The sequence below is a fragment of the Glutamicibacter sp. BW80 genome, from assembly GCF_002332385.1.
GTDB lineage: Bacteria > Actinomycetota > Actinomycetes > Actinomycetales > Micrococcaceae > Glutamicibacter.
In genome coordinates, this window is the sequence record NZ_NRGV01000016.1 from 1 (window position 1) to 22,518 (window position 22,518).

16 protein-coding genes and 2 pseudogenes are annotated in these 22,518 nt (G+C 54.6%); 5 read left to right on the forward strand and 13 right to left on the reverse strand.

Annotated elements, in window-relative coordinates:
* From CIK76_RS03645 to CIK76_RS03665, 5 genes and pseudogenes are all read right to left on the reverse strand, one after another.
* On the reverse strand, nucleotides 1-582 hold a 582-nt coding region (locus CIK76_RS03645), incomplete at its 3' end, for a hypothetical protein (RefSeq protein WP_141393448.1).
* Nucleotides 583-936: 354 nt separating this feature from the next.
* Nucleotides 937-2,700: a hypothetical protein gene (locus CIK76_RS03650; RefSeq protein WP_141393449.1), complete on the reverse strand. Its 1,764-nt coding sequence runs from the start codon at nucleotides 2,698-2,700 to the stop codon at nucleotides 937-939.
* Nucleotides 2,701-3,445: 745 nt separating this feature from the next.
* Nucleotides 3,446-3,853: pseudogene (locus CIK76_RS03655) on the reverse strand (helix-turn-helix domain-containing protein); the annotation flags it as partial.
* A 343-nt stretch (nucleotides 3,854-4,196) separates the two neighbouring features.
* Nucleotides 4,197-5,864 (reverse strand): ATP-dependent helicase, encoded by a 1,668-nt coding sequence (locus CIK76_RS03660; protein WP_096283577.1) that lies wholly within the window; start codon nucleotides 5,862-5,864, stop codon nucleotides 4,197-4,199.
* Nucleotides 5,865-6,152: 288 nt separating this feature from the next.
* A complete protein-coding gene (locus tag CIK76_RS03665; protein WP_176484075.1) occupies nucleotides 6,153-7,580 on the reverse strand; it encodes an AAA family ATPase in 1,428 nt (475 codons plus the stop codon).
* A gap of 244 nt (nucleotides 7,581-7,824) precedes the next feature.
* On the opposite strand from CIK76_RS03665, the pseudogene CIK76_RS03670 reads away from it, so the two are divergent.
* Both CIK76_RS03670 and CIK76_RS18980 read left to right on the forward strand, forming a co-directional pair.
* Nucleotides 7,825-8,137 (forward strand): annotated as a pseudogene (locus CIK76_RS03670) (recombinase family protein); the annotation flags it as partial.
* Between the two features lie 68 nt (nucleotides 8,138-8,205).
* Nucleotides 8,206-8,907, forward strand: a complete 702-nt coding sequence (locus tag CIK76_RS18980) for a hypothetical protein (protein WP_141393450.1) — start codon at nucleotides 8,206-8,208, stop codon at nucleotides 8,905-8,907.
* 233 nt (nucleotides 8,908-9,140) lie between these two features.
* Here the strand turns inward: CIK76_RS18980 and CIK76_RS03675 are convergent, their stop codons facing one another.
* Together CIK76_RS03675 and CIK76_RS03680 are read right to left on the reverse strand one after the other, a co-directional pair.
* Nucleotides 9,141-9,815 carry an FCD domain-containing protein gene (locus CIK76_RS03675; RefSeq protein ID WP_096283581.1) on the reverse strand — a complete coding sequence of 225 codons (675 nt, stop codon included), beginning with the start codon at nucleotides 9,813-9,815 and terminating at the stop codon, nucleotides 9,141-9,143.
* The gene (locus tag CIK76_RS03680) at nucleotides 9,812-11,083 is read right to left on the reverse strand and encodes an MFS transporter (protein ID WP_096283583.1); all 1,272 of its coding nucleotides are present in this window, start codon (nucleotides 11,081-11,083) and stop codon (nucleotides 9,812-9,814) included. The genes CIK76_RS03675 and CIK76_RS03680 overlap by 4 nt, the downstream gene beginning before the upstream one ends.
* Before the next feature lie 225 nt (nucleotides 11,084-11,308).
* Here CIK76_RS03680 and CIK76_RS03685 point away from each other — a divergent pair, with 225 nt between their 5' ends.
* On the forward strand, nucleotides 11,309-12,478 hold the full coding sequence (locus CIK76_RS03685) for a metallophosphoesterase family protein (RefSeq protein WP_255248336.1): 1,170 nt from the start codon (nucleotides 11,309-11,311) through the stop codon (nucleotides 12,476-12,478).
* Between the two features lie 299 nt (nucleotides 12,479-12,777).
* Here CIK76_RS03685 and CIK76_RS03690 read toward each other — a convergent pair whose 3' ends face one another.
* Genes CIK76_RS03690 through CIK76_RS03700 form a run of 3 tightly spaced genes read right to left on the reverse strand, consistent with a single transcriptional unit; the run spans nucleotide 12,778 to nucleotide 14,586 of the window.
* The gene (locus tag CIK76_RS03690; RefSeq protein WP_096283587.1) at nucleotides 12,778-13,236 is read right to left on the reverse strand and encodes an HIT family protein; all 459 of its coding nucleotides are present in this window, start codon (nucleotides 13,234-13,236) and stop codon (nucleotides 12,778-12,780) included.
* Nucleotides 13,233-14,066 (reverse strand): macro domain-containing protein, encoded by an 834-nt coding sequence (locus CIK76_RS03695; protein WP_255248337.1) that lies wholly within the window; start codon nucleotides 14,064-14,066, stop codon nucleotides 13,233-13,235. Before CIK76_RS03695 ends, CIK76_RS03690 begins: the two co-directional genes overlap by 4 nt.
* Before the next feature lie 10 nt (nucleotides 14,067-14,076).
* Nucleotides 14,077-14,586, reverse strand: coding sequence for a TIR domain-containing protein (locus CIK76_RS03700; RefSeq protein ID WP_096283589.1), 510 nt, complete (start codon nucleotides 14,584-14,586; stop codon nucleotides 14,077-14,079).
* Between the two features lie 246 nt (nucleotides 14,587-14,832).
* Between CIK76_RS03700 and CIK76_RS03705 the strand changes: the two genes are divergently transcribed.
* Together CIK76_RS03705 and CIK76_RS03710 are read left to right on the forward strand one after the other, a co-directional pair.
* Entirely contained in the window at nucleotides 14,833-15,366 is a 534-nt protein-coding gene (locus tag CIK76_RS03705) for a DUF4365 domain-containing protein (protein ID WP_176484076.1), read from the forward strand.
* Nucleotides 15,363-16,568: a hypothetical protein gene (locus tag CIK76_RS03710; protein WP_096283593.1), complete on the forward strand. Its 1,206-nt coding sequence runs from the start codon at nucleotides 15,363-15,365 to the stop codon at nucleotides 16,566-16,568. The genes CIK76_RS03705 and CIK76_RS03710 overlap by 4 nt, the downstream gene beginning before the upstream one ends.
* A 98-nt stretch (nucleotides 16,569-16,666) precedes the next feature.
* Here the strand turns inward: CIK76_RS03710 and CIK76_RS03715 are convergent, their stop codons facing one another.
* From CIK76_RS03715 to CIK76_RS03725, 3 genes are read right to left on the reverse strand one after another with little or no spacing between them, the layout of a single operon-like run.
* A complete protein-coding gene (locus CIK76_RS03715) occupies nucleotides 16,667-17,428 on the reverse strand; it encodes a hypothetical protein (protein WP_096283595.1) in 762 nt (253 codons plus the stop codon).
* Nucleotides 17,425-20,526 carry a DEAD/DEAH box helicase family protein gene (locus tag CIK76_RS03720; protein ID WP_096283597.1) on the reverse strand — a complete coding sequence of 1,034 codons (3,102 nt, stop codon included), beginning with the start codon at nucleotides 20,524-20,526 and terminating at the stop codon, nucleotides 17,425-17,427. The genes CIK76_RS03715 and CIK76_RS03720 overlap by 4 nt, the downstream gene beginning before the upstream one ends.
* Nucleotide 20,527: 1 nt before the next feature.
* Nucleotides 20,528-22,411, reverse strand: coding sequence for a site-specific DNA-methyltransferase (locus CIK76_RS03725; RefSeq protein ID WP_096283770.1), 1,884 nt, complete (start codon nucleotides 22,409-22,411; stop codon nucleotides 20,528-20,530).
* Between the last annotated feature and the right edge of the window lie 107 nt (nucleotides 22,412-22,518).

Here is a 22,518-nt window from a genome sequence, read left to right on the forward strand (position 1 = left end):
GCGACTTTGCGGAAGCCCTGCGTCCAGATCGCCACTCAAGCCCAAGAGAAAATCATCGTCTGTCCCCCAATTCGCCCATGCAGTCAAGGATCCAATTAGATGGGCTTGACGCAAAGCACCATCCCACAGACCTGCTCCCGAAGAATTCGCCAAGACATATCCAGCTTGGACAATGGCACGTATTAACGCTGTTTCTATCTCGGCGTTAGATAGCGTTTCTTTGTCTTGCAGTTCAGCAATAGCTTCTTTGAAACCCTTTACTCGATGTTCGAATATTTTGTTTCGAAGTACATCTAAATCTACTGAACCTATTATGTATTCAACTGGTTGTGCATTAAGACGTCTCATTGTACGCACGAAAGGGATCTCATAATTTTCCAATACAGTTTTCTCGGCAACCCAGTTTCGTTCTTGCACCGCGCGCATTGCTTTGTCCGATTTCTTGCCAACATATACAGCGCAGCCTTCCACCTGCCAGATATAGATTTGCGTTTTACGTTCCGCAGGACGCAACACGATTCCAACCTTTTCAAATCCTGCAAGTAACTTGCTCACTGGGGCAAAATAATTGTTTGTCGACATGAGGTTAACTCTCCAACTTCATCATTATTCTTACCGGTTGCATATGGTTTGAGAATAGCAAAAACAACCGACGCTTGGACGAGGACTCCAAGTGCGCTCACAAAGTTCGTCTCCGAATAATCTTGCGTCTCTCCGAGGATATTGGTCCGCTACAGCTCAATATGCTGGCGGCTTTTTGTTGAAAACCTCGTCGTTGCCATGTTTGACCAGTGTGGTAAAGCGAGCCTGCGACAGGCAAAATTCCTTTATTTGCATTACCGTGCTGGCACATTCCATCGTTGCACCAAACACAATCCATCAATAGTTAGCAGTGCGTCTGCGCTGGCCCTCCACCACGTCCCTCACGGGCACGAGTTAGCCAACACTCTCGACGCTCTTGCCCGATATAATGAACGATCCTTTGCTGAGGGTTCCGACATGCCAACTAGTGGAAAGGTTCGGCTGGACGGCCTCGAAGCGTCTCTCGTCCCCATAACTGAAGGTGATGGTAACAAAGGGGCGCGCGCCATCGATCGTGTGTCCCCGCTCCGGGTGACACACAATCTCCAAGACGATCTCCGCTTCCGTCGACGGGTCAAGCGCTTGGATGTGTATGCCTCTATGCAGAATTGTGTCAGGGACTGATTCCTGCTGAAGCGTGATGAGCAGGACCTCGACTTCATGGACGCGAGACTGTCCAGCTTTAATGGCCAGCACATGCGGGGCCAAGGGAGGAAAAACTCCCGCCAGCTCTTCGATGAGTGCCTTCGACTCAGCTGATACAAGCGACCGCACGTTTTCGCGGAATGAGACCCGGTCTCGATCGGAGACGTCGACACGGTTCATGGCGGTATTGCCGATCGGGCCATGCGCCACAATCGCCACTCTGGCAAGGGGCAGGGCTCTGGCATAGTCCCTCGCGGTGTCGCCGTGACGCGAAGCCGCGGCACTCCTATACTGTTTGACTTCGATAGCCATATCTGTTTCGTGCGGCGCCTGCCCCGGTCGCTGGAAGCGATAGTCGGGTTGCACTCCCTGCTTGCGACCATGAGCTAACACACCGGATGCAGCAGACCTAACTTCGGACCATAGCTCTACTTGACCGGCAGGGTCCTCAAAAGATGCAATTTTGGTGGCTTTGAATGGGAAACTTAGCCGTCCGTTGACTACCTCGAACTGCAATTTTTGCCCTTTGAACGCCTTAGCTATAATGCAGACCACCCACGTCGAATACAGTTCGTGGCGTTTGCCCCACATTGGCAAGGACAACACCGAATCCAAAGCGGATGCTGCATCACTAACTTCAGTTCCCCAGAACGACGAGCACCAGATCTCTATTTCACGAAGCCACTTGTTGACATCGTTGGAAGGCCTGGATGCTAGGTGCTCGACGTCTGCTCGAAGTCGCAGGATCACCACTTCAGGGAAGAAATCGGTGAAATCGAAGAACAGTTTTCGATGCTCCGCGAGCTCGTTCTGTTTCCTATCCTGAAGCGCAGGATTGTTGCTGACGGCGTGCATGGTCGCGCCGTAGTTCCGCAGTGTGTCGCAGCTTGCTGTGAGCACCGCGTACACAAGGGACACTCCGCGCGCCACCTCGGGGTCATCCACCTCCGGAGGTACAGGCAAGGTGAATCTCCACTCGTCCTCGTCCTCACCACGTAGAGCCCGAAAATTAGCGTTGCAGGGGGACCACAATTTGGCCGAAGGATACTCCCATCGCTGTGTCGAGAGCACGAACGCACCACGAGCAGCCTGCACACGATCCAAAGTGGCAACAGCACTCCGGAACTGCATCAACGACTGGTCAAACACTTCCCCCTCGTCGAATTCATAGGAAAGGATGAGGTTCTCCGTTGTCGCACGGGTGGCATCAATGTCATTGTAGAGGGAAAGCAGATCGCGCATAAGACCAGCGAACGAATCAACTACCGGAGACATCGCCCGCAATAAGTCCCGCGCGGTCCATCCGGCGGCCTCCATACGCACAGCCAACGGCTTCGAGCCAGGTAACTGCGATTCTAAGAGAGTGACGATATCCTTGTCGTAGCTTTTTGGCCGGAGCACGCGCTCCTGGATGAGGCGACGCCAAACCTCCGCCGCAGTGGTCATGGGGACGGGAGATACATTGTTACTCATGGGCGTATCGTCTCACTCGGGATTGATGAAATGGAAAATACAATCGAGGTGTCACGATGCACTTCAGATAACTCAACGCTTGTTTCGAAATCGACTGTTGTCATCCGACCCTACCTGGCTTACCTCGTCCGACCGTGGTTGGTCCTTTCGATATTCCTAATTGTATTTCAACAGCCGCAGGTGTTGGTAGATCGATTTGGTCCCGACAGCGGTTCGTGGAGGATCGGGCCGTGTGATGGTCCCCGGTAACGGTGATAAGGTCCCACCCCGCGTAGCACCAGCGCACTTGCTGTGTGGTGTGGGCAACACGTGGTGCTCCGACGGTTAACTGTCGAGCGGTGGATTCCTAAAGCGGGCGGTGGCATAGTCACGTTGCCGGATCATACCGCCACCGCATCTGGTGCACCGCGAGTGTTCGGTCCCTTGGTCGTAGTGCCATTCTTTTTCGGCCTGCTGCGGAGGATTCTGCTGGTATGGATTTGACTACGAAGGTTCACCCTTATGGGGTCTTTGAAACTTCCATGGAATCCCTAGGAAAGACCCAATTTTGAAACACACACCTTTAGAGACCGGCCGCGGCTGGACTCAATTCCTCCAATTCATACGCTCTCGGGCAGGTGGCGAAGGAACAGAGGTCAATCTGAGGGTCGGTCCACTAGGTCCCTTGCGGCGCACTTTGTCATCCTGAGCAGGGTTCTTCCGGACATCTTGCAGTAAGGCTCGGTTCCTGCTCTGTTTTTCAAGAGTTCGATCGGGAGAACCGAAGCCAGGACTTGCGGGGCCGCTTCCTCGGGTTGCTCTTGGTGACGCCAGCCGCCGAGGGGCATCCGTCGCAGATTTCCTCCGTGTACAGGCTTTCGAACCAGATGGAGATCGGCCCGTGGTCCCAGCCTGCTTTGGCCGGCCGGCGGCGTTTCTTGAGCACGGTTTCCTTGGTTTCTTCCCCGTAGATCGCGCGGGTGGTTTTCGGTGCCCTGGAGTGCGGGTTGAGTGCTTTGTTCCCCTCGGCGACGTAGCGTTTCTTGACCTTGTAGTAGGAGGGTCTGCTGATTCCCAGTTGCTTGCAGAACTGCGAGATACTCGGAGAGTCGGGCAGGCCCGGATCGAACTCGATGATTTGACGGCGTATCGCCGACGATAATGAAATTGACACCTTCAATTACCGAAGTGCCAACCCTCAAGCCGGTCTGCCACGACGCCTGCTACCTGTTAGCGATGTTCTGAGACATCGTGTAATCGATGTATTGAGTCAGGCTGTAAGCGATGTTTTGAGAGATGACATACCGCTTCGTTACGCGTGCGCTACCGAAAGCCCCGTCTAAACAGACGTCAATCGGATCTTTATCCGTTCACCGAAACCACCGTCATCGACCAGTTCTTGGGGGTGCATAACACGAAGATACCGGCCATAAATCATCCACGAGCACCGCAGCTTTGGCCAGTGGCTCACTATCCATGGGATTCGAGACACCTAGGTTATGAGACAGTAAATATTTTCAACTTGATTGTTCCGGCATCCTGGCGACATGTTCGAACAAACCGGTTTGATCAGTTATGAGCCCGGTTCTCAATTCGCTGGCCCAGGTGCTGACTCTCGTCGAATATGGTTGCCCCTTCTTCGAGATCAGTGAATCTGCTCGACTGAGTATTACGCCGTGTCTAGCGCGGGAGAGCATCACCAGGAGGACACGGTGTTCCTCTTCGATCTCGGATTGTTTCTTCGCCAAGAAGCTGGGCACATGGCCTTGTTCGAAACCGGGGATGAAAACCCAATCAAATTGTTGTCCTTTCCCAGTGTGTGCGTTGAGCAGATGAACGCCAGGTCCGATGGCAGTGTCGCCTTTATCGAGGATGCGAAATTGCATAAGAGTAGCCTGAATTGATCCGGTGTCAGTGGCCAGATTTTCGAGATGGTCCAAGGCGTCCGCCACGTCAGCAGCGGTGTCCAAGTCAGTGGCATCTATACGGGCGAGTACTTCTGTCTTAAGGGCAGCAAGGTCTGGGTTTCCGCCGAGCCTCGTCGTAGCGCCATTGATGAGTTCGATGATGCGCGCATCATCGACAGCGAGGTCCCACCGCGTGCTGGGCAGTGAAGACCCCGCAAATACTGCGTCGATAGGCTTACGTCGCCAGGCTGCTCGACAGATGATTCCAATTGTGGCGCTTGGTTGCTTATCAAGAATGCGACGCGACGCCTGTTCAATGAACGCTGCTTCTTTTGCCCCTGTCGAGAACCTGGCGCCGGTAGTTATGCCTTCTTCGAACCAGACGTTGGGGTCGTTCGGTTGGAGAGCCTGACCGCCAAGCCCGACGGAGACCAAGTTCAGCAGTCCGAGGACTCTGGGTGACGATCGATAGGAGACACCGAGGTCGACAGGCTCGCCGCAGATCTTGCGGAGTCGTCGCTCCACATCGATTGGTCGAGCACCTGTCCAGCTATAGATGCCTTGGAGCGGGTCACCCACGAACGTGCGACTTTGCTCGCAACTGCGAATTGCCAGATCGAGTTGCTGTGGAGAGAGATCTTGAAATTCATCCACCAACATGGCGCCGTAGTGCTTGCGATAAAGCGACGCAATTTCCGGCACACGGATCAGCCTCTGGGCATGCCTGAGTAGATCATCGTAAAAGATAGTCCCGGATTCTTGCCGCGCTGCCTCTAGCTCAGCCGACTGAGTAAGTCCGTGGGCGGCGAGTGCGTCAAGTACTTGGCAGTCGCTGTTAGGACGTTGTTTTGCATCACGGAGGTCTTCTTCGATTCGTCTATTCAGATCACCAGCATCACTCTCAGAAAGCCCGTCGAGCAGGGGGGCGATTGCCTCGGGTTGAGTTCGCTTATCTGGCATTTCAAATTGCGGATCGATGCCGAGCGTCCGTCCATGTGCCCTAACGATCTCCGCTGCGTGGCCGTGAAAATTGTGAATACTGATATATTTGCGCGTGCGTTCAACTCCAAGAACGCTGACAAGCCGACCAGTGAGGTTGGCCTTGGCCTTGTTCGAGAATGTGAGAGCAAGAATTTTCTGGTTCGGGCTTAGCCTGGGGATCAATAGCGCGGCTCGTCGAGCAAGCAACTCTGTCTTACCGCATCCGGGCGGGGCGATGACCAGAAGGTTCTGTGCGTTATGTGTCACTGCTGCGTCAAAGTCGGGAGTTTTTGTCATGATTCGCGCGCGACTGTTTCGAGACGGGTAAGAAGTGCTGCGACGCTCTCGAGCTTCAAGGATTCATCGGCAGTGAGCAACTTTGACACGGCGAGGGCAGCAGGAACTTTCCGGTTTCCTGATTTCGTACTCGATCGGCAAAACTTAGCTAGAGCTGATACATCCACGTCGGGAATACTGACGGCTGCGCACGAGGAGAGAATCGCAGACTGGTCCGCGACGTGTGCATCGATGAGCATTTCAGATACCCGCGCTGTGCCCAGTGAGCGACAGTATTCGTCTTCGAGATCAGCCTTGGAGATGAAGACGGTGGTGCCGATGACGTTCTTGGGTCTGCCGCCGACCGCCCCGACCCACCGGGGGCTTTCGGCCTCGTCGACGAGGCCGAGTACGTGAACGTTGAAGCCGTGCGGACCTAGCAACTTGTAGACCGTGGGGAAGTTCTCCGCGCCCCCCTAGTTCAAAGACCATTGCACCGATCCGATCTAGCGATATTCCGCGCGCTCGTGCGGCCGCCTCTACGATCAGGCGGTCAGCTATTCCCTCTACTACGATTGCAAAGCGTGCCGCGAGAGCTTCCAGCATGCGTGGCGACCACCAGTGGGCTTGCATACGCTCTTCGATGGAAAACGTCGTCGGATCTATTTGATGGCACGCACCGTCCGGACTGACGGCAACCACTTGTGCGGGATCAAATTTCTGCACTATGTAGGGCGAGTGTGTGACCAGGATTTTTTGATTCACCTGTTGAGTAAGCAGCTCCGCTACAGTACGTTGGCTGGACGGATGCAGATGCAACTCAGGTTCGTCGATCGCGATTACATTCGCTGCACCCTGTGCGAGATCAAATAGTGTCATTGAAATCAGCTGACGGATACCATCGGATTGTTGCGAGAGAGGTGCAAAATCTTCTTCTCGGGCGAGGTACATGGATACGTTTTCGAGGACCGATTTGCTCGGGTCTGCAGAGGTTCGGATCGACAGCTGATCTGTATTTATGTCTTTCGGCATCGAACTAGAGAGGTGTTGCGCCATGCCCTTTCTCAGCTGGGTGAGGGCGGGGCTTTCACTGAGCTTGTCATTGAATGACTCAAGTAACGCGCTGAAAATGGCTTTTTCATCTCCGAGCTCGGACTCGACTGCGCGGAGAAGCACTTGGACGGCACCATCGCGACCTTCGAGATGATTGGCTGATGAGGATCTCGCAGCGGGAAGATAACGCCATCCGAACGCTACAATCTGCTCTCTCGTAGGATTTCTCACCTCGCCGCGTCCCGGGCACCATCTTGAGATGAGAACAGACTCAGTGTCTTCCGGATCGATCTGGACCTCGAGTCGAACGTCGAGTGACTCTGATCTGTCGTCTGGATCGATGTCAATCTCCCGGTGAAAAAGAATACGTTCAGCGTCAGTGAAGGAGCTGAAGGAGACAGAGACGATGAGGGGCCTGTCTGGTTGCTGCAGGTCGTCAACGGAAAGATTCTGGTATAGCTGCGCGGTGCTTCCCAATAGTAGGTTGAGAAGCCGCAGGAGAGAAGTTTTTCCGACGTCATTAGCCCCGACGATGACAAGATGACCTCGAACTGAGAGCTCTAAATCGCGTAACCGTGCATAGTTCTCGATGTGGATGTTACTGAGACGCACAGCGGCTCTCTTCCGCGGTGCCTGGGACGACAACGCTGTTGAATGAATGGCGAAACCGATAGCTTCGGTCACACACCCATGATGACAGCGCGAGAAGAAGGAAAGGTTCAACTATTCCCGTGTCCTTGAATTTCCTCTACCCATACAGGAAATGCGTCGCAAAAGTTATAGGTTGCGAGACGTCTCATCACCCGCCACTCCCCCAGCTGAAAACCTTGAAAACTCACTGGTCCTAAATCCTCGCAACTATGTGTTGCAACCAATGTCCTCAAATCGTGCTGACACCATTAGTTGCGAGATACTTTTCAAGGATTCCATGACCAAGCTGATCGGAATCGCGCGTATCAACCAAAGCCCAAGACAGCGACCGGCAAATCCAAGACCCCTTCGCAGCTGCCATCCGGCGCGATGACCTCTACACCGACCACGGGCTCTCCGGGGCGCTAACCAAACGTCCTGGACTCGATAAAGCCCTCGATGCACTCCACCCAGAAGACAATCTGGTGATCACGACATTGGATCGGCTGGGTCGTTCCACCCAGAAAATGCTCGAACTCGCCGAAGAACTGCGCGAACGGAATATCGGACTGCGCATATTGAATCTTGGCGGAGGCGACGTCGATACTGCTGAATTGACTCTGTATTATTGAGCAAGAAATAACGGACCCTTGCCATTTCAACTCGCATAAGGAAAATCTTGCTTCAAGATCTTGACCTGGATCGTCATTCTTCCGTCCTAAAGGAAAAGGTGGTATCCGCTAGAAACATCGTGATGTGGTTTCTGGTCGAAACAAGAGGCGAACCGGACCACCCCGCCACTGAAAGACATTATGGGGTGAAAAGTCTATATTTTAATCCTCGGGACGCCGACCGAGAATTGGACGAAAATAGAGGTAGCGTTCCGCGCGTCAGAGGAGCATTCTTCATGGTGACGCCGATTTGTGTCTTGGAGTTGAGGACTTCGAATAATTCATTGTTCGTTCAGCATCGCAATACTCGCATGACCAGTGGATCATATCCAAAATTCAATAGTTCGAGCGTAGAACAACCATTCCACAATTGGAATATCCCCAAAGGATGGCGCCAAACAAATACTCAGCTTACCCTTGAAGATTTTGTGGTAAGCTTCAGCTCGACGAGTGGCAGGAGTGATTTCAATGGTTTGGCTTCCCGAATTGGACGGGATTTTCAGCTCGGAATTGTTATTGGCGACTCGGAAAGATTCTTTCCTGTCGTAGCTTCCTCTGACATGGTTGTCGAAGATCTTTCGAGCTGGCAGACCAGACCTGGGAAATCGGATCATCCTATTCACCGTAATTTAAATTCGTTCTTCCATCGTTCGTTGGGATGCCACGATGCGTTTTTTGCCGCTCAAATAATAAATGAATTAATCGGATGAAAAAGAATTCATGTAATTGTTGAGGTAAAACGTATTCTTTAGTTTACGCGTATATCCGTTTCCATAAATCTTAATGTGGATTCCGGTCCACCGCAAGTGATACGCCCCTTACGTGAAGCTAGATATCGCGCGTAGGGTCCCTTTTTTGGTGTCCTCCCTAGGAGTCATTTAGCTTCTTAGGCACAGAATCTCGGCGCCCTGGTGGCAATCGTCACGGCGCTCCTGTTCGGGACTTACGGCATCCAACTCATGCAGTAGTCGAGGTTTGCAATAACTGTCCGAGTGGCTGCTTCATCATCGGCGGCTTCGATGGCATCCACCAGGGATTCATGCCCCTCGCGCAGGCAACCGTCGAATCCCTCCGCTAGTCGCTGGGCCATCTTGGTGCCGTGGAAGACGTCGCCGAAGCTCTCGTAAATCTCGTGCAGCAGCGGAATTCCGGAGGCGCGCGCCACTTCTAGATGGAACTGCCAGTCTGCCTGCGACCAAGCCTGATAGTCCTGCGCCCGCCATGCATCACTTCGTTGACGCAACAGGGTACGCAAGCCCTGGATCACCTGCGCATCGGAGGATTTCGCAGCGAGCCTCGCGGCCTGGGTATCCAAAGCGAAACGCACCTGCAGAACATCCTGGTCCGAGTGTTCCCGGTATACGCGTTGCGCGGTTCCGCTGATTTCGCTGGTGGCCCGCACATAGGTACCGTCTCCCCTGCGCACCTCGAACATGCCCGTGCGAGCCAGAGCCTTAATTGCTTCGCGCAGCGTACCGCGCGAAACACCCATTTCGGCGATCAGCTCGGGTTCTGCCGGAATGCGATCCCCTACCGCCCAGCGTCCTTGCGCCACGGCATCGCTCAACCGGGCAACGACTTCTTCGGCCAGCGGTGGGCGGATTGGCATGTTGATCATGAGCGCCCCACTTCGGCTGAACCATCAACTTCGACCAACTGCCGGGAATCGGCCTCGGTGCGCAGACCGCCAAGCTTGAAACAGAACACCAGCTGAACCACCGCGAAGACCAGCACGATCGCCAGTCCCAAGGTCCAGGATCCCAAGGCGCCTTGCATCAGACCCAGTACGAACGGGCCAAGGGCTGCAATCAAATAGCCTACCGACTGAGCCACCGTGGACAGAGCCGTGGTTTCTTCTGCGCTTCCACCGCTGCGGCTGAGCATAAGCATAACCAGCGGGAAAACGCCGAATCCCAGTCCGATGAGTATCGAGCTGATCAAGGACAATTCCACGGGCAGAACCAGCAGGGCCAGGAAGCCGAGTACCGAGCAGCTTGTGGTCAGCAGGAAAGCACTGCGCAGCAAACCCGGCTTCGAGGCCATCCAGAGCATGATCAGGACCGCCGGGATGCTCACTCCCTGCACGATTCCGAGCATCAGCCCGGCGGCAGCCGGTTCCAGCCCGCGCGAGATGAGGATATGCGGCAACCAGCTGACCACCGTGTAGACCAGCAACGACTGGATTCCGAAGACCGTGGTGAATAGCAAACCCTTGCCCGTGGCCAGCAGCGGCCAAGGTGAGACATGCGCGCCCGCAGTGGGCTTCGTGCGGTTTCCCGAGAAAGATAATGGTACAAATGCCAGCAGAGCCAAGCTGGCCGGTATCGCCCAAAAAGCCAAGGCGGTTGTGGGTGATCCGACTTGCATTGCCAGAGGGATGCTGACTGCGGAGGCAAAGGTCGCGCCAATTGACATGGTTGTCGTGTATGCGGCGGTCATCGAGGCCGAACGGTGTCCATGATGTTCGCGGATGAAAGAGGGCATGGCCACGTTGCAGATAGCCAGACCACTCATGCCCACCACAGTGCCTGCCAGCAAAGCCCAGGTGGAATCGACGACTCGCAGGGCCAAGCCAGCCGTGAGCAGCAGCAAGGAAAAGGCAATGCCCATTTCAAGGCCGGTACGGCGAATCACCAAGCTGGTTGCGGCACCAGCCACGGCGAAGCAGAGCACCGGAATTGTCGGCAGCAACGAGGCGATAAAGGTGCCATAGCCCAGCATTTCCTGCAACTCGTGGAAGAGCGGTGACGCGGAGGCGATGCCCATGCGCAGATTCAACCCGACGAGGATTACCGCAACGACGGCAAGGGCACCGACCATCCACGGTGACTTCCGGGCTTGCGGGGCATCGGGCGGGACGGGCTGTTCAGCCGAGTTGACAATCACGTTTAAACATTAGACGTTTGATGTTTGCCTCGACAAATCTTGTGAACTGTTGCACGCCCGAATCGGCTTGAAGGCCGAAGGTTCATGTTCTACAGCTTTATTTACGCGCAGGGGCTGGGAGCGACTACCAGCGTTCACTGTCTGGTCACTAGCCAGCCCTACGCTCTAGTGGTTATCAGCCAAATAATTAATACTGGCTACCTTATTCATGTGAAAGGCACATCTGTGAGCAATTCTTCTTCTGTCCCCCGTCGCGGAGTTCTGATCGGCAGCACAGCTGCCGCGATTACCGGACTCCTCGCTGCCAACAGCACAGCAGCGTCCGCAGCGCCGGCCAAGAAGGCTCCAGCTGCCACCCCGAAGCTCAAGTTCGCGGCAGACGGCAAGTTCAAGATCGTTCAATTCAATGACACGCAGGATGGCCCGCGCACCGATCGCCGCACTCTGGAACTGATGGACAAGGTGCTGGATACCGAAAAGCCAGGCTTCGCGCTCATCAACGGCGACGTCATCAATGGTTCGCCGAAAACCACCACCGAGGTCAAGCAGGCAATCAACAACGTTGTCCAGCCCATGGAATCTCGGGGTGTCCCCTGGGCACTGACCTTTGGCAACCATGACGAGGACTCGATGCCCAACGGCACCAATATGACGGATGCCAAAATTCTCGATTTCGTTCGCGGCTACGAGTTCAACACCAACTCGAAGAATGACAAGATCCAAGGCGAATCGAACTCCCAGCTGCTGATCGCCTCATCCAAGAACGCCAAGCCCGCCTTCGGTATCTGGCTGCTCGATTCGAACCGCTACGCGCCAAAGACCATTGGCGGACAGGACTTCGAAGGGCTCATGTCCTACGACTGGATCCGCCCAGAGCAGATCGCTTGGTACCGCGAAGCTTCCCAGGCCACCGAAGCACGCTATGGCAAGGTCCAGTCCTTGATGTTCTTCCATATCCCACTGTGGGAGCACCACCACATGTGGTACGGCTCCCAGTTCACCTCGAATGATGCCGACCACGAGAAAGCGGCGGCCAAGCACTCCATCGAAGGAGTCAAGAACGAGGGCATCTACGTCGGCGCCTTCAACTCCGGCTTGTTCACAGCCCTTCAGGAGCGCGGCGATGTTCGTGGCGTGTACTGCGGCCACGACCACATCAATACCTTCAAGGGCGACTACTACGGCATCGAGCTGGGCTACGCCCCGGGTACCGGCTTCGGCACTTATGGCCTTGGTGGAACCGAGAACCACGAGCTTCGCGGTGCCCGCGTCTTCGAACTCGACGAGAACAAGGACGGAGTCTACACCGGAACCCGTACAGTGTTCGCTAAGGATCTGGGCATCGATATGAGCGCAAAGGCGCAACCGCTCGATGAGCCGCTTCCGATGAAGTAGGCAAAAAGAAACGGTAAAGGCACAGCCGTTTAAAAGTCAATCGGCTGTGCCTCAAACCTTCATGACTTACTCAGCGACTAAAGACGACGCATACCCGGTGAGTATCTTGTTGATTCACATTGATTCCTTGCCACGCGAAAGTAAAACAACCTGGGACAGCATCACCGCATACGCGCCCTTGGACACTTTAGGATTATCCAGGCTGCTCTGGTCAAGCTTTTAGGCTAATGAAACAACAGTCCAGCCATGCGTTGTTCGTTTCAGTTAGTCCCCATTCAATCACGGTGGAGGATTCACAGTCATGGTTGGCAGATAGGCGACGTAGTTGCTTCTGCTAATTGCCGCGCGATTTGGTCTGTCTGCTGAACAGTGAGCTCAGGTACTTCTCCAAAGTCTGTACCACCGCCGGGAAGTGTACCGGCAACATGAAAGTGGAGGTGCGCGATAGCTTGGTGTGCAGCAGTTCCGTTATTCTGCCAGACAGCAATCCCTGGCCGCTCATAAGCGTCATCGATCGCGGCAGCAGCGGCAGCAACAGTGTCGATAAGAGCGTGACGTTCTTCGACCGTTGCTTCTAACAGTGTCGGGTAATGGCGGGTGGGAATGACGAGGAGATGGCCAATGCCTCGTTGGTCTCTTGTCACAAGTACAGCGATCAAACTGGTGCGGCAAATAATTGTAAAGGGCCTTTTGCCGCTGAGGTAGTCGCAGAAGGGGCAGGGATCGTCATTGGGAAGATCCAGACTGCTATCGGTCATGCGGCCACCAGCGAGGTCAAAAACGCTTGGAATTCTGGTAGGTTGACTTTACTTTGTTCGTCCGGATGAATGACGATGCGTAGTTCCCTAGAGAATCGTGACCGTTTGGTGCGGAGCAGAAATGAGAAAGCTATCAGCCTGACGGAGATTTCAGGAGTGAGCTCGGGAATACGAGATTGCCCTTGCCCGATAAGAGGAACGCAAATAGGTGCGCCATTTCCATGCACGTCCGCCTGATTCCAACATTCGTCTAGGCTATCGAGCATCCCGCGGATCGTACCGGTTGCCTTATTCTGCATGTTCATGGTCGTGTAGGCGGCGCAATAATAGCGGATGGACCCGGGTGGGGAAAGGGTGGCAACAGTGCCGATAGGGTAAACGGTCTGCTTTCCAACCTTGTTGATGGTTCCCACAGAGTCCACTGAAGCCAGGGCCTGATCCAAGTCTTGGTCCAGCTGGTGCTGCGACCCATCGTATACCTTGTATAGGAAGTTGCCCTGAAGACTGTTCCTTGCGATCACGTCAGGCACTGAGGTGTCGAAGGTAGCGGTCATCCCGATCACTACGCTTGCCTTCTGATCAAACAAATCACCCACCACCAGCCGAATAGTGACGTTTTCTGGATAAGTCTGCTGGATGGGGCGTCGTCGTAAGCCGAGGCTCGCCCACGCAGCCGCTGCCATACCCACGAAGAAGACCAGCCACCACTTCCCTTCCCACCAGTTCGGCGACAGCGGGGCCAAGATTCCAATTGGGATCGCGCTGACGCCCAGTGCAGCAAGGAACCGTTGCCCCATCACTTTCACACGACGAGGCAAGATTTTATTCACGGCGACTGCCCTACAGTCCCAAGTCGGTGTAGACGCTGGCGTTGTAGATTCGCTCACCGGTCGTAGTGCTGGCCGAGTATGTGGAAGCGTAATTGTCGAGCGCGTACTGGATGATCTTGGGCTGGAAGGACACCGAGATGGTGTAGTGGTCAGCCTCGACGAGCGGCTTGGGGTAATTGGCGCTGTTGCCCTTGCGAGACCCATCCAGGTGGGAGACGACGATAGGCAAATTCAGCTCCAGCGCAACCTGCAGCTCGTAGGCCAAGAATGAAACCCCATCCCCGCCCTTCTTTTTGGCTGCTGCGCTTCCCAAAAGAACGATTTGCTTCGCGTTCTTCATCCGCTCACGCAGGTTTCTCTTGATGGTCTCCGGCCGGCTCGTGTCACGAGCAACAAATAGGTCGTGGGCATCGAAGAAGTTGAAGTCGATGTTTTTGTTCCCTCTCCACGCCTCCACAAGCCGGTACGACGAGATGTCTTCACTCGCAAACGCTACATAGGTCTTGTTCCGGTAGCTCATGTGCAATCTCCCCCAAATTGATTTTTAACTGGTATCAGGTTTGCAAGGTTCTCTTGATGAACTAACCATACCTGAGCCCTCCGACAGCTCAGACAGCTCACCTTAGTTGACAATGTCTTACGATTTCTCTTGGTAGTTCCTCGTTTGCACGTTGTGTTGGGCAGAACTAAACATTGTGACCATACAGAGTGATTGCATTGATTCGCACTATATGCTTGTCGTCATGCGAAAGAACAGATGGTAGCTGTGGCAGCTCAAGTCATGCGCGGCTCTCCCGAACGATTGTCAGACCACAAAGAGCAACTGCAACTTGGATATCTACGTGCCGTTGTAGCCGCGTCTGGATGTGTCTTCATAGGTGAACCGTCGATCGATGAGGGGACCGACGTTTATCTAAAACATCGTCGGCGGGAGGAAAATGGCGACATCAAGGAGGCCCTACTAGCACTCCAGCTGAAGGCAACCGCAACACAATTTGACGCTCGCGCCGAATTCGTCACAGCAAGAATGAGTCGTGATCGCTACGACGAGTATCGTAGTCAGAACCCATCAGTCCCACACATCGCTGTTGTGATGACACTTCCTGAATTACAAGAGAATTGGGTATCGGCCACACCGGACGCTCTCAGTATCCGTCACTGCGCATACTGGGTGAACCTCGCCGGCGCCAAAGTTTCGTCGGCCACAAATCCATCTTTCCGGGCACCGACCACGAATGTGCTGGATGACGTCGCTCTCTGCCACATCATGGAACGCATTCACAATGGAGACAAGCCATGACGGCGATTAGTCCACGCGAACTTGAAAAGATCAATTGGTTGCTTCGCAAACTTGATTGGTCCGTCACTGGTGGTGCTCAGGGAGCGTTCGACCTTTGGCAAAGCCCGGAGTCGACAGATGAGATTATAGTTCCTCTGGACCCGCGCCGCGCCGACTTCGTTCGCCTAATGGATACGGCTATGCGTCGCCTACGTGGTTATCTTGGCCCAGATGCCAATAGGTATATGGAGCTTGCAGCTATCTCGACGGCAAGTGGGCTTGAAGAGGCGCATTGGAAGAAAGAAAGCACCATCGATGCCGGCCTGATTTCGTGGACTCAAGGAGAGCAGCTTTACGCCGCGGCGCGCGAAATGCTTGTCGCCGCAGCCAAGGCGTCGCGAGAACGACGCATGTACCACGGCAATGCCAGTGCCCACGTTGCCAAGTCATTCCTTTCAAGTTGCCTCATGGGACAGACCCAAGTCGGCAGCTTTATAATCACGGCTCACGCGCCGAGAGACCGTAGCTTCCACTTCGCTGAAACCGACGAGTTGAGGCCCGTTCTGCCTGGCATGGCCGCTCCCGACTCTACGAGTGGTGCACAGATCATGAACTGGCTGGAGACCGCACTGGACGTAACCCGTTCCTGTCTCGACGCCTACCGTAAGGACGCAGATATTCGTGTATTCGACGAGGCCGTTCCCCAAGGACTATCGTTTGAGTTCGCGCGAGCGTTGGGTTCAGCGACGCGAGATAGCGAGTCAGCCGTCAAACTCATACGGCCAAATTCTGCAAAGATAAACATAGGGGGCACGCGTGAATTCTCCTTCGCTCCAGACGAAGCCTCGGTATTGGACAGCGTAGCGAATCGCTTTGCGCAGGCCTATGAACCACAAGAAGTTACACTCAGCGGCGAAGTCGCGGTGCTGCAACACGAGTCCAGCACCGAAGACCGAATTGTCCGCATTATCACTGAGGGCGGTGGCAGATTCCGAAAAGTACGTTTACGATTGCAAGAAGATCAGTACATACAGGCAATCGAAGCCCATCGCCAGGACCGCAAGCTCACCTTTACGGGCAAGCTCGAGCGCGAGGGCAATCTCAACTGGATATATAGCCCTCGAAACGTGCGGATGGAGGAGGTTTCAGAAGTTGATGACATCGAGAGCGCTACTTACGACGAGGCTGTTGTGCCTCTCTGGGGTCCCGGCCACACTGGATAAATAGCCCGGTCGGCATACCGCATTTGCCCCTGCCTGCAAGTTAGACGGCCTCAGACAACTTTTAGTGCAGTTCTGGTTTATCTGACAGGCCTGACCGGTCAGTTATCGCCTGCATCGAGGTCATTTACTGTCCATCGTTCTAAACCAAGCTCAGTCGCGATATGGTCGAGGAATTTCGTTGAAGTAAGGAACCATTCGGTCCCTCCTCGACGGGTACGTGCTCCGTAATGGTCGGCCATGCGTAGCCACTCATGAAACTTCTTTTCTGCTTCGAACGACGCATCAGATAGATAGATCCGAAGTAGGATTGGGTCTTCTGGTAGCGCGGTGAAGCGCCCCTGCGAGCCTGCACGGTGGACAGCGTCACGTGATGAATGCCCAACCTTCAAGTAGGTCTTCCCGGTCTCCGGATCGATCGGGTATTTTAGATAATGCGGCAGTGTATAAACGTAAATACCCGGAGTACGTGCCGATTCAGCCTCAGAGGTCGCGCGGCTGGTGGCCGCCTCTTCAATCTCGGCGGCAATCCTGTCTTCTGCGCGAATCGTTAGCTGCTCCTCCAAGACAACCCAATCACCTCGTAATTCCGGCGAAAGATCGGTCCGTTTCAGCAACGTACGTAGTCGTCGAGCAGCCTGCAAAGCCAGTGTTGGCCCAGTTGGGAGCGTACCGTCAGTAAGAGCTTTGATGGTCACCCGATTGTTGTAGCCATAGTTACCACCCTTCGCTCCTGCGATGTCTGCCTGTTGTTCTAAGCTCAATCCATCACGGTCGCCTCGAAAGGTGTCACCCAAACGGCTTTGTTCCGTTTCGAGGACCGCCGCGACTTCAGCGCTTCGATCGTAAATTTGCTCGTTCATTTACCAACCAACTCCATCAAGGTATCGAAGCCGTCTACCTGCTTGTAGACAACTTCTCCTTGGCTTTGCTTGGTGAGGGTTTCAAAAAACCTGGTTGCACATTTAATCTTCGCGTCCTCGACGCCCTTGAGCTCCAAGCTCGACATGGTCCCCTTAGTTTCAGCCACGAAGTAGACATGCTTCACCGAACCTTCTTCGAATGCGATAGCCCAGTCAGGGTTGTAGTCTCCTACCGGAGTTGGAATGAAGAACCCACGGGGAAGTTTTGCGTAGACCGCAACTTCTTTACTAGTGTCGAGTTTTTCCACGAAGTCGCGCTCAACTTGGGAGTCAGTAACTACATAGTCGTAAACGTGTTTGGAGAGCTTCTCACCGGCTTTTCGGAAGTCCTGCGCGGACTGGTTCTCGGTAAAGATCGCCGTCTCGAAACAATCCTCCAGCGCGTCGTAGGTGAGGTGTTCGACGATCACGGTCGCTTTCTCTTCGTTGATCAAACGAGAGGTCTCTGTGATGAACTGCTCCGGGTTAAGCCGGAACTTCCCGAACGTGTCCGGACGGATGCCGCGAAGAATCGCGGACACCGTGCGGCGCGTGAGCTGGGTCTTCTCGGTGATCTCCCCCAACAAGTCGTACTTCACTGAGGAACTCGCCGAAATCTGTTCGGTTTCGCGTGAGTGGCCGGCAACCTTGAATGCCTTGCCGGTCTTCAACTGCTCGGCATCAAGACTCGCAAGCTGCTTGCCATGTTCCACTACGTATTGGAGTCCGGTCACATTGAGCTTCGAGTCAAGTGCAGTGACGGACTTCGCGATCAGTTCGTTCGAGTCAAATTCGACCTGGTAGACGGCCCTATGATTGATCCGGCCCCAGAGTTCCTTGAACTCACGCTTGGCGAAGTTCGCCTCATTGATCGGGATCTTCTTCATGGCCCGGTCGTCGCCACCGATCATCGACACATCGAGGTATAGCGCGTCGACCAGCGGCCACACGAAGTCGATGACCGGCGTCAGGATGGGTGAGGTCGGAACGGCAAAAGTGCCGTTCTCTTTAGCGTCCTTGTAGTTCTCCGAAATGGTGTGGTCCACGTTGAGGTAATCGTTCTTGACGAGGTAGTCGTACAACGCGGTAGCGAGTTCCTTCTCCAGTTGCGACTCGCCTTCGGGCGTCTTGATCGTCTTGCCGGTGAAGAACTCAATCGAGGCCTTGCGCGGACGCGAGGCCAAGGACTTCGAGATCTCCTCTTGGAGTCCCTTGACGAAGTCCGTGTAGGACTCATCCGTGACGACGGTAAGCTCATTGATCTCGTGGACGGTGATCGGGTTATCCATGCGTTCGCCGTGCTGATCGACCGAGAGACGCAAACCTCGACCGATCTCTTGGCGGCGAGACACGGTGTTGTCGGACTTTTTAAGCATACCCATGACGAACACGTTAGGGTTGTCCCAGCCCTCTCGCAGTGCGGAGTGGGAGAAGATGAATCTGACGGGCTCGGCGAACGAGAGCAACCGTTCTTTGTTCTTGAGGATCAGATCGTAGGCGTCCGTGTCTACTGAAAGTCCTTTCAGTTCACCGGTCTTGGCGATCCTTCCATTTTTCCATTCATCCACCTGTCGCTTTGACTTCTTATCGATGGAGAAGTAGCCCTCGTGGACAGTTCCTACTTCATCGCGCCGAAGGTACTTCATGTACTCGGCGGTTGCGTCATCGAGTTCGAGTTCTCCGAGAATCTCGGCCCGGACGGCTTCATATTCCTCTTCGAACATGCGGGCGTAATCACCAAGGGTGTCACCGTGGGACTCCTCACGACCGTAGTCGCGATATTTCATGACCTCGTCGATGAAGAACAGAGAGAGCACCTTGATGCCCTGTGCGAATAGCGCCCGTTCCTTGGCGATGTGTGCCCGGATAACCTCGCGGATCTGGATGCGACGCTTCGAATCCTCAGTTACGTCACGGTCGGCCAGTTGACCTGCAACGACAATATCCCCATTGGAGAGTTCGAGGATGTCACGAGTTGCGTCGATATCCGTGATTAGCAGCGCCTGTCCCTCAGGTTTGTAAGCCTCAATTCCACCGGAGAGATCGTGAAGGTTGGTACGCTTATCAACGATCCGGGTCATTCGCTTGATGTCTCCGCTCTTCGTCTGGACCTCTAGTTCCACGCGAGCTGTCGGTGCAGCGCCCTCTTTCAATATGACGCTGTCGAGGTACAGGTATGCTGTGGACCCGGCCAGACCCTTGACTGTAATCCCTCGCACCGCGATCTTCTTCACGAGCTTCGCGTTGTAGGCATCCAGCGCGTCAAGGCGGTGGACCTTCGTGTGATCGACCTTGTGGGTCGCCGAGTATCGCAGAACCATTAACGCGTTGAACTCAGCAAGGGCATTGAGCGACTTGTCAGCACCGATCTTCTGCGGTTCGTCGATCACGACGATCGGACGGTTGGCCTTGATGACGTCGATCGGGCGCCGTGACTGGAAGTCATCGAGCACGTCGTAGATACGTCGCTGGTCCTTGCCTGTGGCGTTGAAGGCTTGAATGTTAATGATCATCACCTGGACGCCGGCATCAGAGCTGAAACGTTCCAGCTCGTGCAGCTGCTTCGAGTCGTAGATGAACGAGCGCGGTTTGGTGCCATAAAGCGATTGGAAGTGGTCGGCTGTGACGTCGAAGGTCTTCTTCACGCCTTCACGGATCGCGACGGAGGGTACGACGATGATGAATTTCGACCATCCATAGCGCTTTTTCAGCTCCATGAAGGTCTTGATGTAGACGTAGGTCTTTCCTGTACCGGTCTCCATCTCAACGTCAAGGTTCGGAGCACCAGAAGCAGCCTTCGAGTCCTTCAGCTCCGAGGACAGCGGCAGGTTCCGCGAGCCTTGGACCCGGTGCACGTTCTCCAATAGTTGGGGACGGGACAGCTCGATCGGAGCGTTGGCCAGACCGGAATCATCGTAGATCCGGTTCTGACCTGCGCTCGATACGCCGGGGTCGATACGGTAGGACGTACCGTCCCGGCGTGGCTGCCCAGCAAAGACATCAACAACGGAGTCGACGGCTTCGGTCTGGTACTCCTGAACCTTGAACTGGAGTTTCAAATCAGATGGTCCTTACCTCTGTAGTAGGAGAGATCTCCTTGAAAATCTGTTCCGCGTTGATCCGAGCAGCGTCGGACTCGAACGCATCGTCACGGAAGACAACGCGCAGAGGCTCTCGCTCGGCCAATGCCCTGACCACAGTCGGGGTCACATTCTCTGCGAAGCAGGCGAACAGCGCATCGTCGTCGACAGCGAAAACCTCGCGCCCGTCAATCTCCTCACGCACGATTGGAACGGTGAGTTCAAGGCCCCAGTCGAGGAGGACTTGGAAGAGGAGGTCTTCCCCGGTACGGCCCGGTTTGATGCTGGGTTCTAGCTCGACCAGATCCAATTGGTCCGTAGCCTCCGCGGAACGCAGCAAATCTGCCTTCGAAGTTGATGCCACCTTCACACACCGGAAACCGACGTCTTGAGAAGGTTTCCGTGCACTCTCTGAGGCCTCAGTTAGCGCCTTTCCTACCCGACGAATCCGTTCACGCGCAACATCAGCGATAGTTGGGAATCCAAGATTCCGTGCCGCGACGTCCAGCGATTCGGGAAGCTGCACCAAGATAAATAGTCGATTTCCGCCGTCCTGATTATTTTTCTGTAGCACCGCCTGCCCTGTTGTACCCGAGCCGGCAAAAAAGTCCAGCACGATTGGCGACTCGTCGTCATCCGGCAGCAGTGAAAGCAAACCTTCAATCAGCTTGGTCGGTTTTGGGTAATCAAAAGGAATCTCACCCATGAGATCTCGAAACTCGGTTTTAGCAGACTGCGTACTTCCGTACTGCTGGTAATGCAGGACATTCCGAGGCACGACCTTTCCAGCGTCCGATAAGAACTTTTTCACGCGAGGAATCTCAGAATGGCCGCTGGCTCCCCAATACAGTCGCCCGTCTTTAATTAAGTCCTGCATAGTTTCTCGTGAGTACTTCCACGATGACTTACGGACCGGCCACACCTCGACACCACTATTCGGATTCACGATTGGATAGTAAAGATTCGGGCGCTCAGAGGAAGACTTATTCGACGTCGCAGCAACCGAGTTCCAAGGACCTCGAGGATCTTCGTCCGGATTCGTGTAGTACTTGTTATGCTCCCCAGTGCGCTCTAGTCGATCAATAACGCCTGGGCGCTTAAACTTCGCGTAGACCAAAATATGCTCATAGTCGTTACTGAAGAATTGAGAGTCATTTGAAGGACTCACCTTTTTCTGCCATACGAGAACGTCAACGAGGTTGTTCTGCCCAAACACCTCATCACAAAGGATCTTCAGGGAAGAAGATTCCCCTGAATCGATGCTAATGAAAATCAGTCCGTCATCATGCAGAAGGTTTCTTGCCATTTTAAGGCGCGGATAGATCATACTCAGCCAGTCGGAATGGAAGCGTCCATTCGATTCCGGATTAGCTACCAATCGCTCTCCAGATTCGCTCACTTGAACAGAGCGCGCCAAATATTCGGCGGTAGTTTCGGCGAAGTCATCGTTGTAAACAAAGTCATTTCCCGTGTTATACGGCGGGTCGATGTAGATCAACTTGACTTTCCCCAGATACGACTCCTGGAGCAGCTTCAGCGCATCGAGGTTGTCGCCCTCGATGAACAGGTTCTTAGTCGTGTCGAAGTCGACCGATTCCTCACGCACCGGACGCAAGGTCTTGGCGATCCGAGCGTTCGCTGCGAAGGCGGCGGCATGCTTGCCCGGCCAGTCGAGCTGATAACGCTCCTGCGGCCCCTCGACGATGTGATCGCTCAGTTCCTGCCGCAGGCAATCGAAGTCGATCGAGGGGACCACATTGCCGTCGGCGTCTTGCGCTTCGGTCACAGCGTTTGGGAACAGTTCTGCGATCCGCTCGATGTTGCGGGCGGTGAGATCGGGTGAGTGCAGTGTGCGTTTCTCCATCAGGCACCAGCCCCAGCGAAGGATACAGAGTACACCGAACCACGCACAAGCGAATTCGCGTGGGCGTTCTCGGGCCGCCGTGGCGACCACTCAGATCGCCTTAACCT

What these genes read in the sequence shown, in the direction of transcription:
- CIK76_RS03715 (WP_096283595.1), bottom strand. Translation starts at nt 17,428, where the DNA reads ATGAACGAGCAAATTTACGATCGAAGCGCTGAAGTCGCGGCGGTCCTC.
- CIK76_RS03660 (WP_096283577.1), bottom strand. Translation starts at nt 5,864, where the DNA reads ATGACAAAAACTCCCGACTTTGACGCAGCAGTGACACATAACGCACAG.
- CIK76_RS03690 (WP_096283587.1), bottom strand. Translation starts at nt 13,236, where the DNA reads ATGACCGATAGCAGTCTGGATCTTCCCAATGACGATCCCTGCCCCTTC.
- CIK76_RS03710 (WP_096283593.1), top strand. Translation starts at nt 15,363, where the DNA reads ATGACGGCGATTAGTCCACGCGAACTTGAAAAGATCAATTGGTTGCTT.
- CIK76_RS03675 (WP_096283581.1), bottom strand. Translation starts at nt 9,815, where the DNA reads ATGATCAACATGCCAATCCGCCCACCGCTGGCCGAAGAAGTCGTTGCC.
- CIK76_RS03725 (WP_096283770.1), bottom strand. Translation starts at nt 22,411, where the DNA reads ATGGAGAAACGCACACTGCACTCACCCGATCTCACCGCCCGCAACATC.
- CIK76_RS03700 (WP_096283589.1), bottom strand. Translation starts at nt 14,586, where the DNA reads ATGAGCTACCGGAACAAGACCTATGTAGCGTTTGCGAGTGAAGACATC.
- CIK76_RS03650 (WP_141393449.1), bottom strand. Translation starts at nt 2,700, where the DNA reads ATGAGTAACAATGTATCTCCCGTCCCCATGACCACTGCGGCGGAGGTT.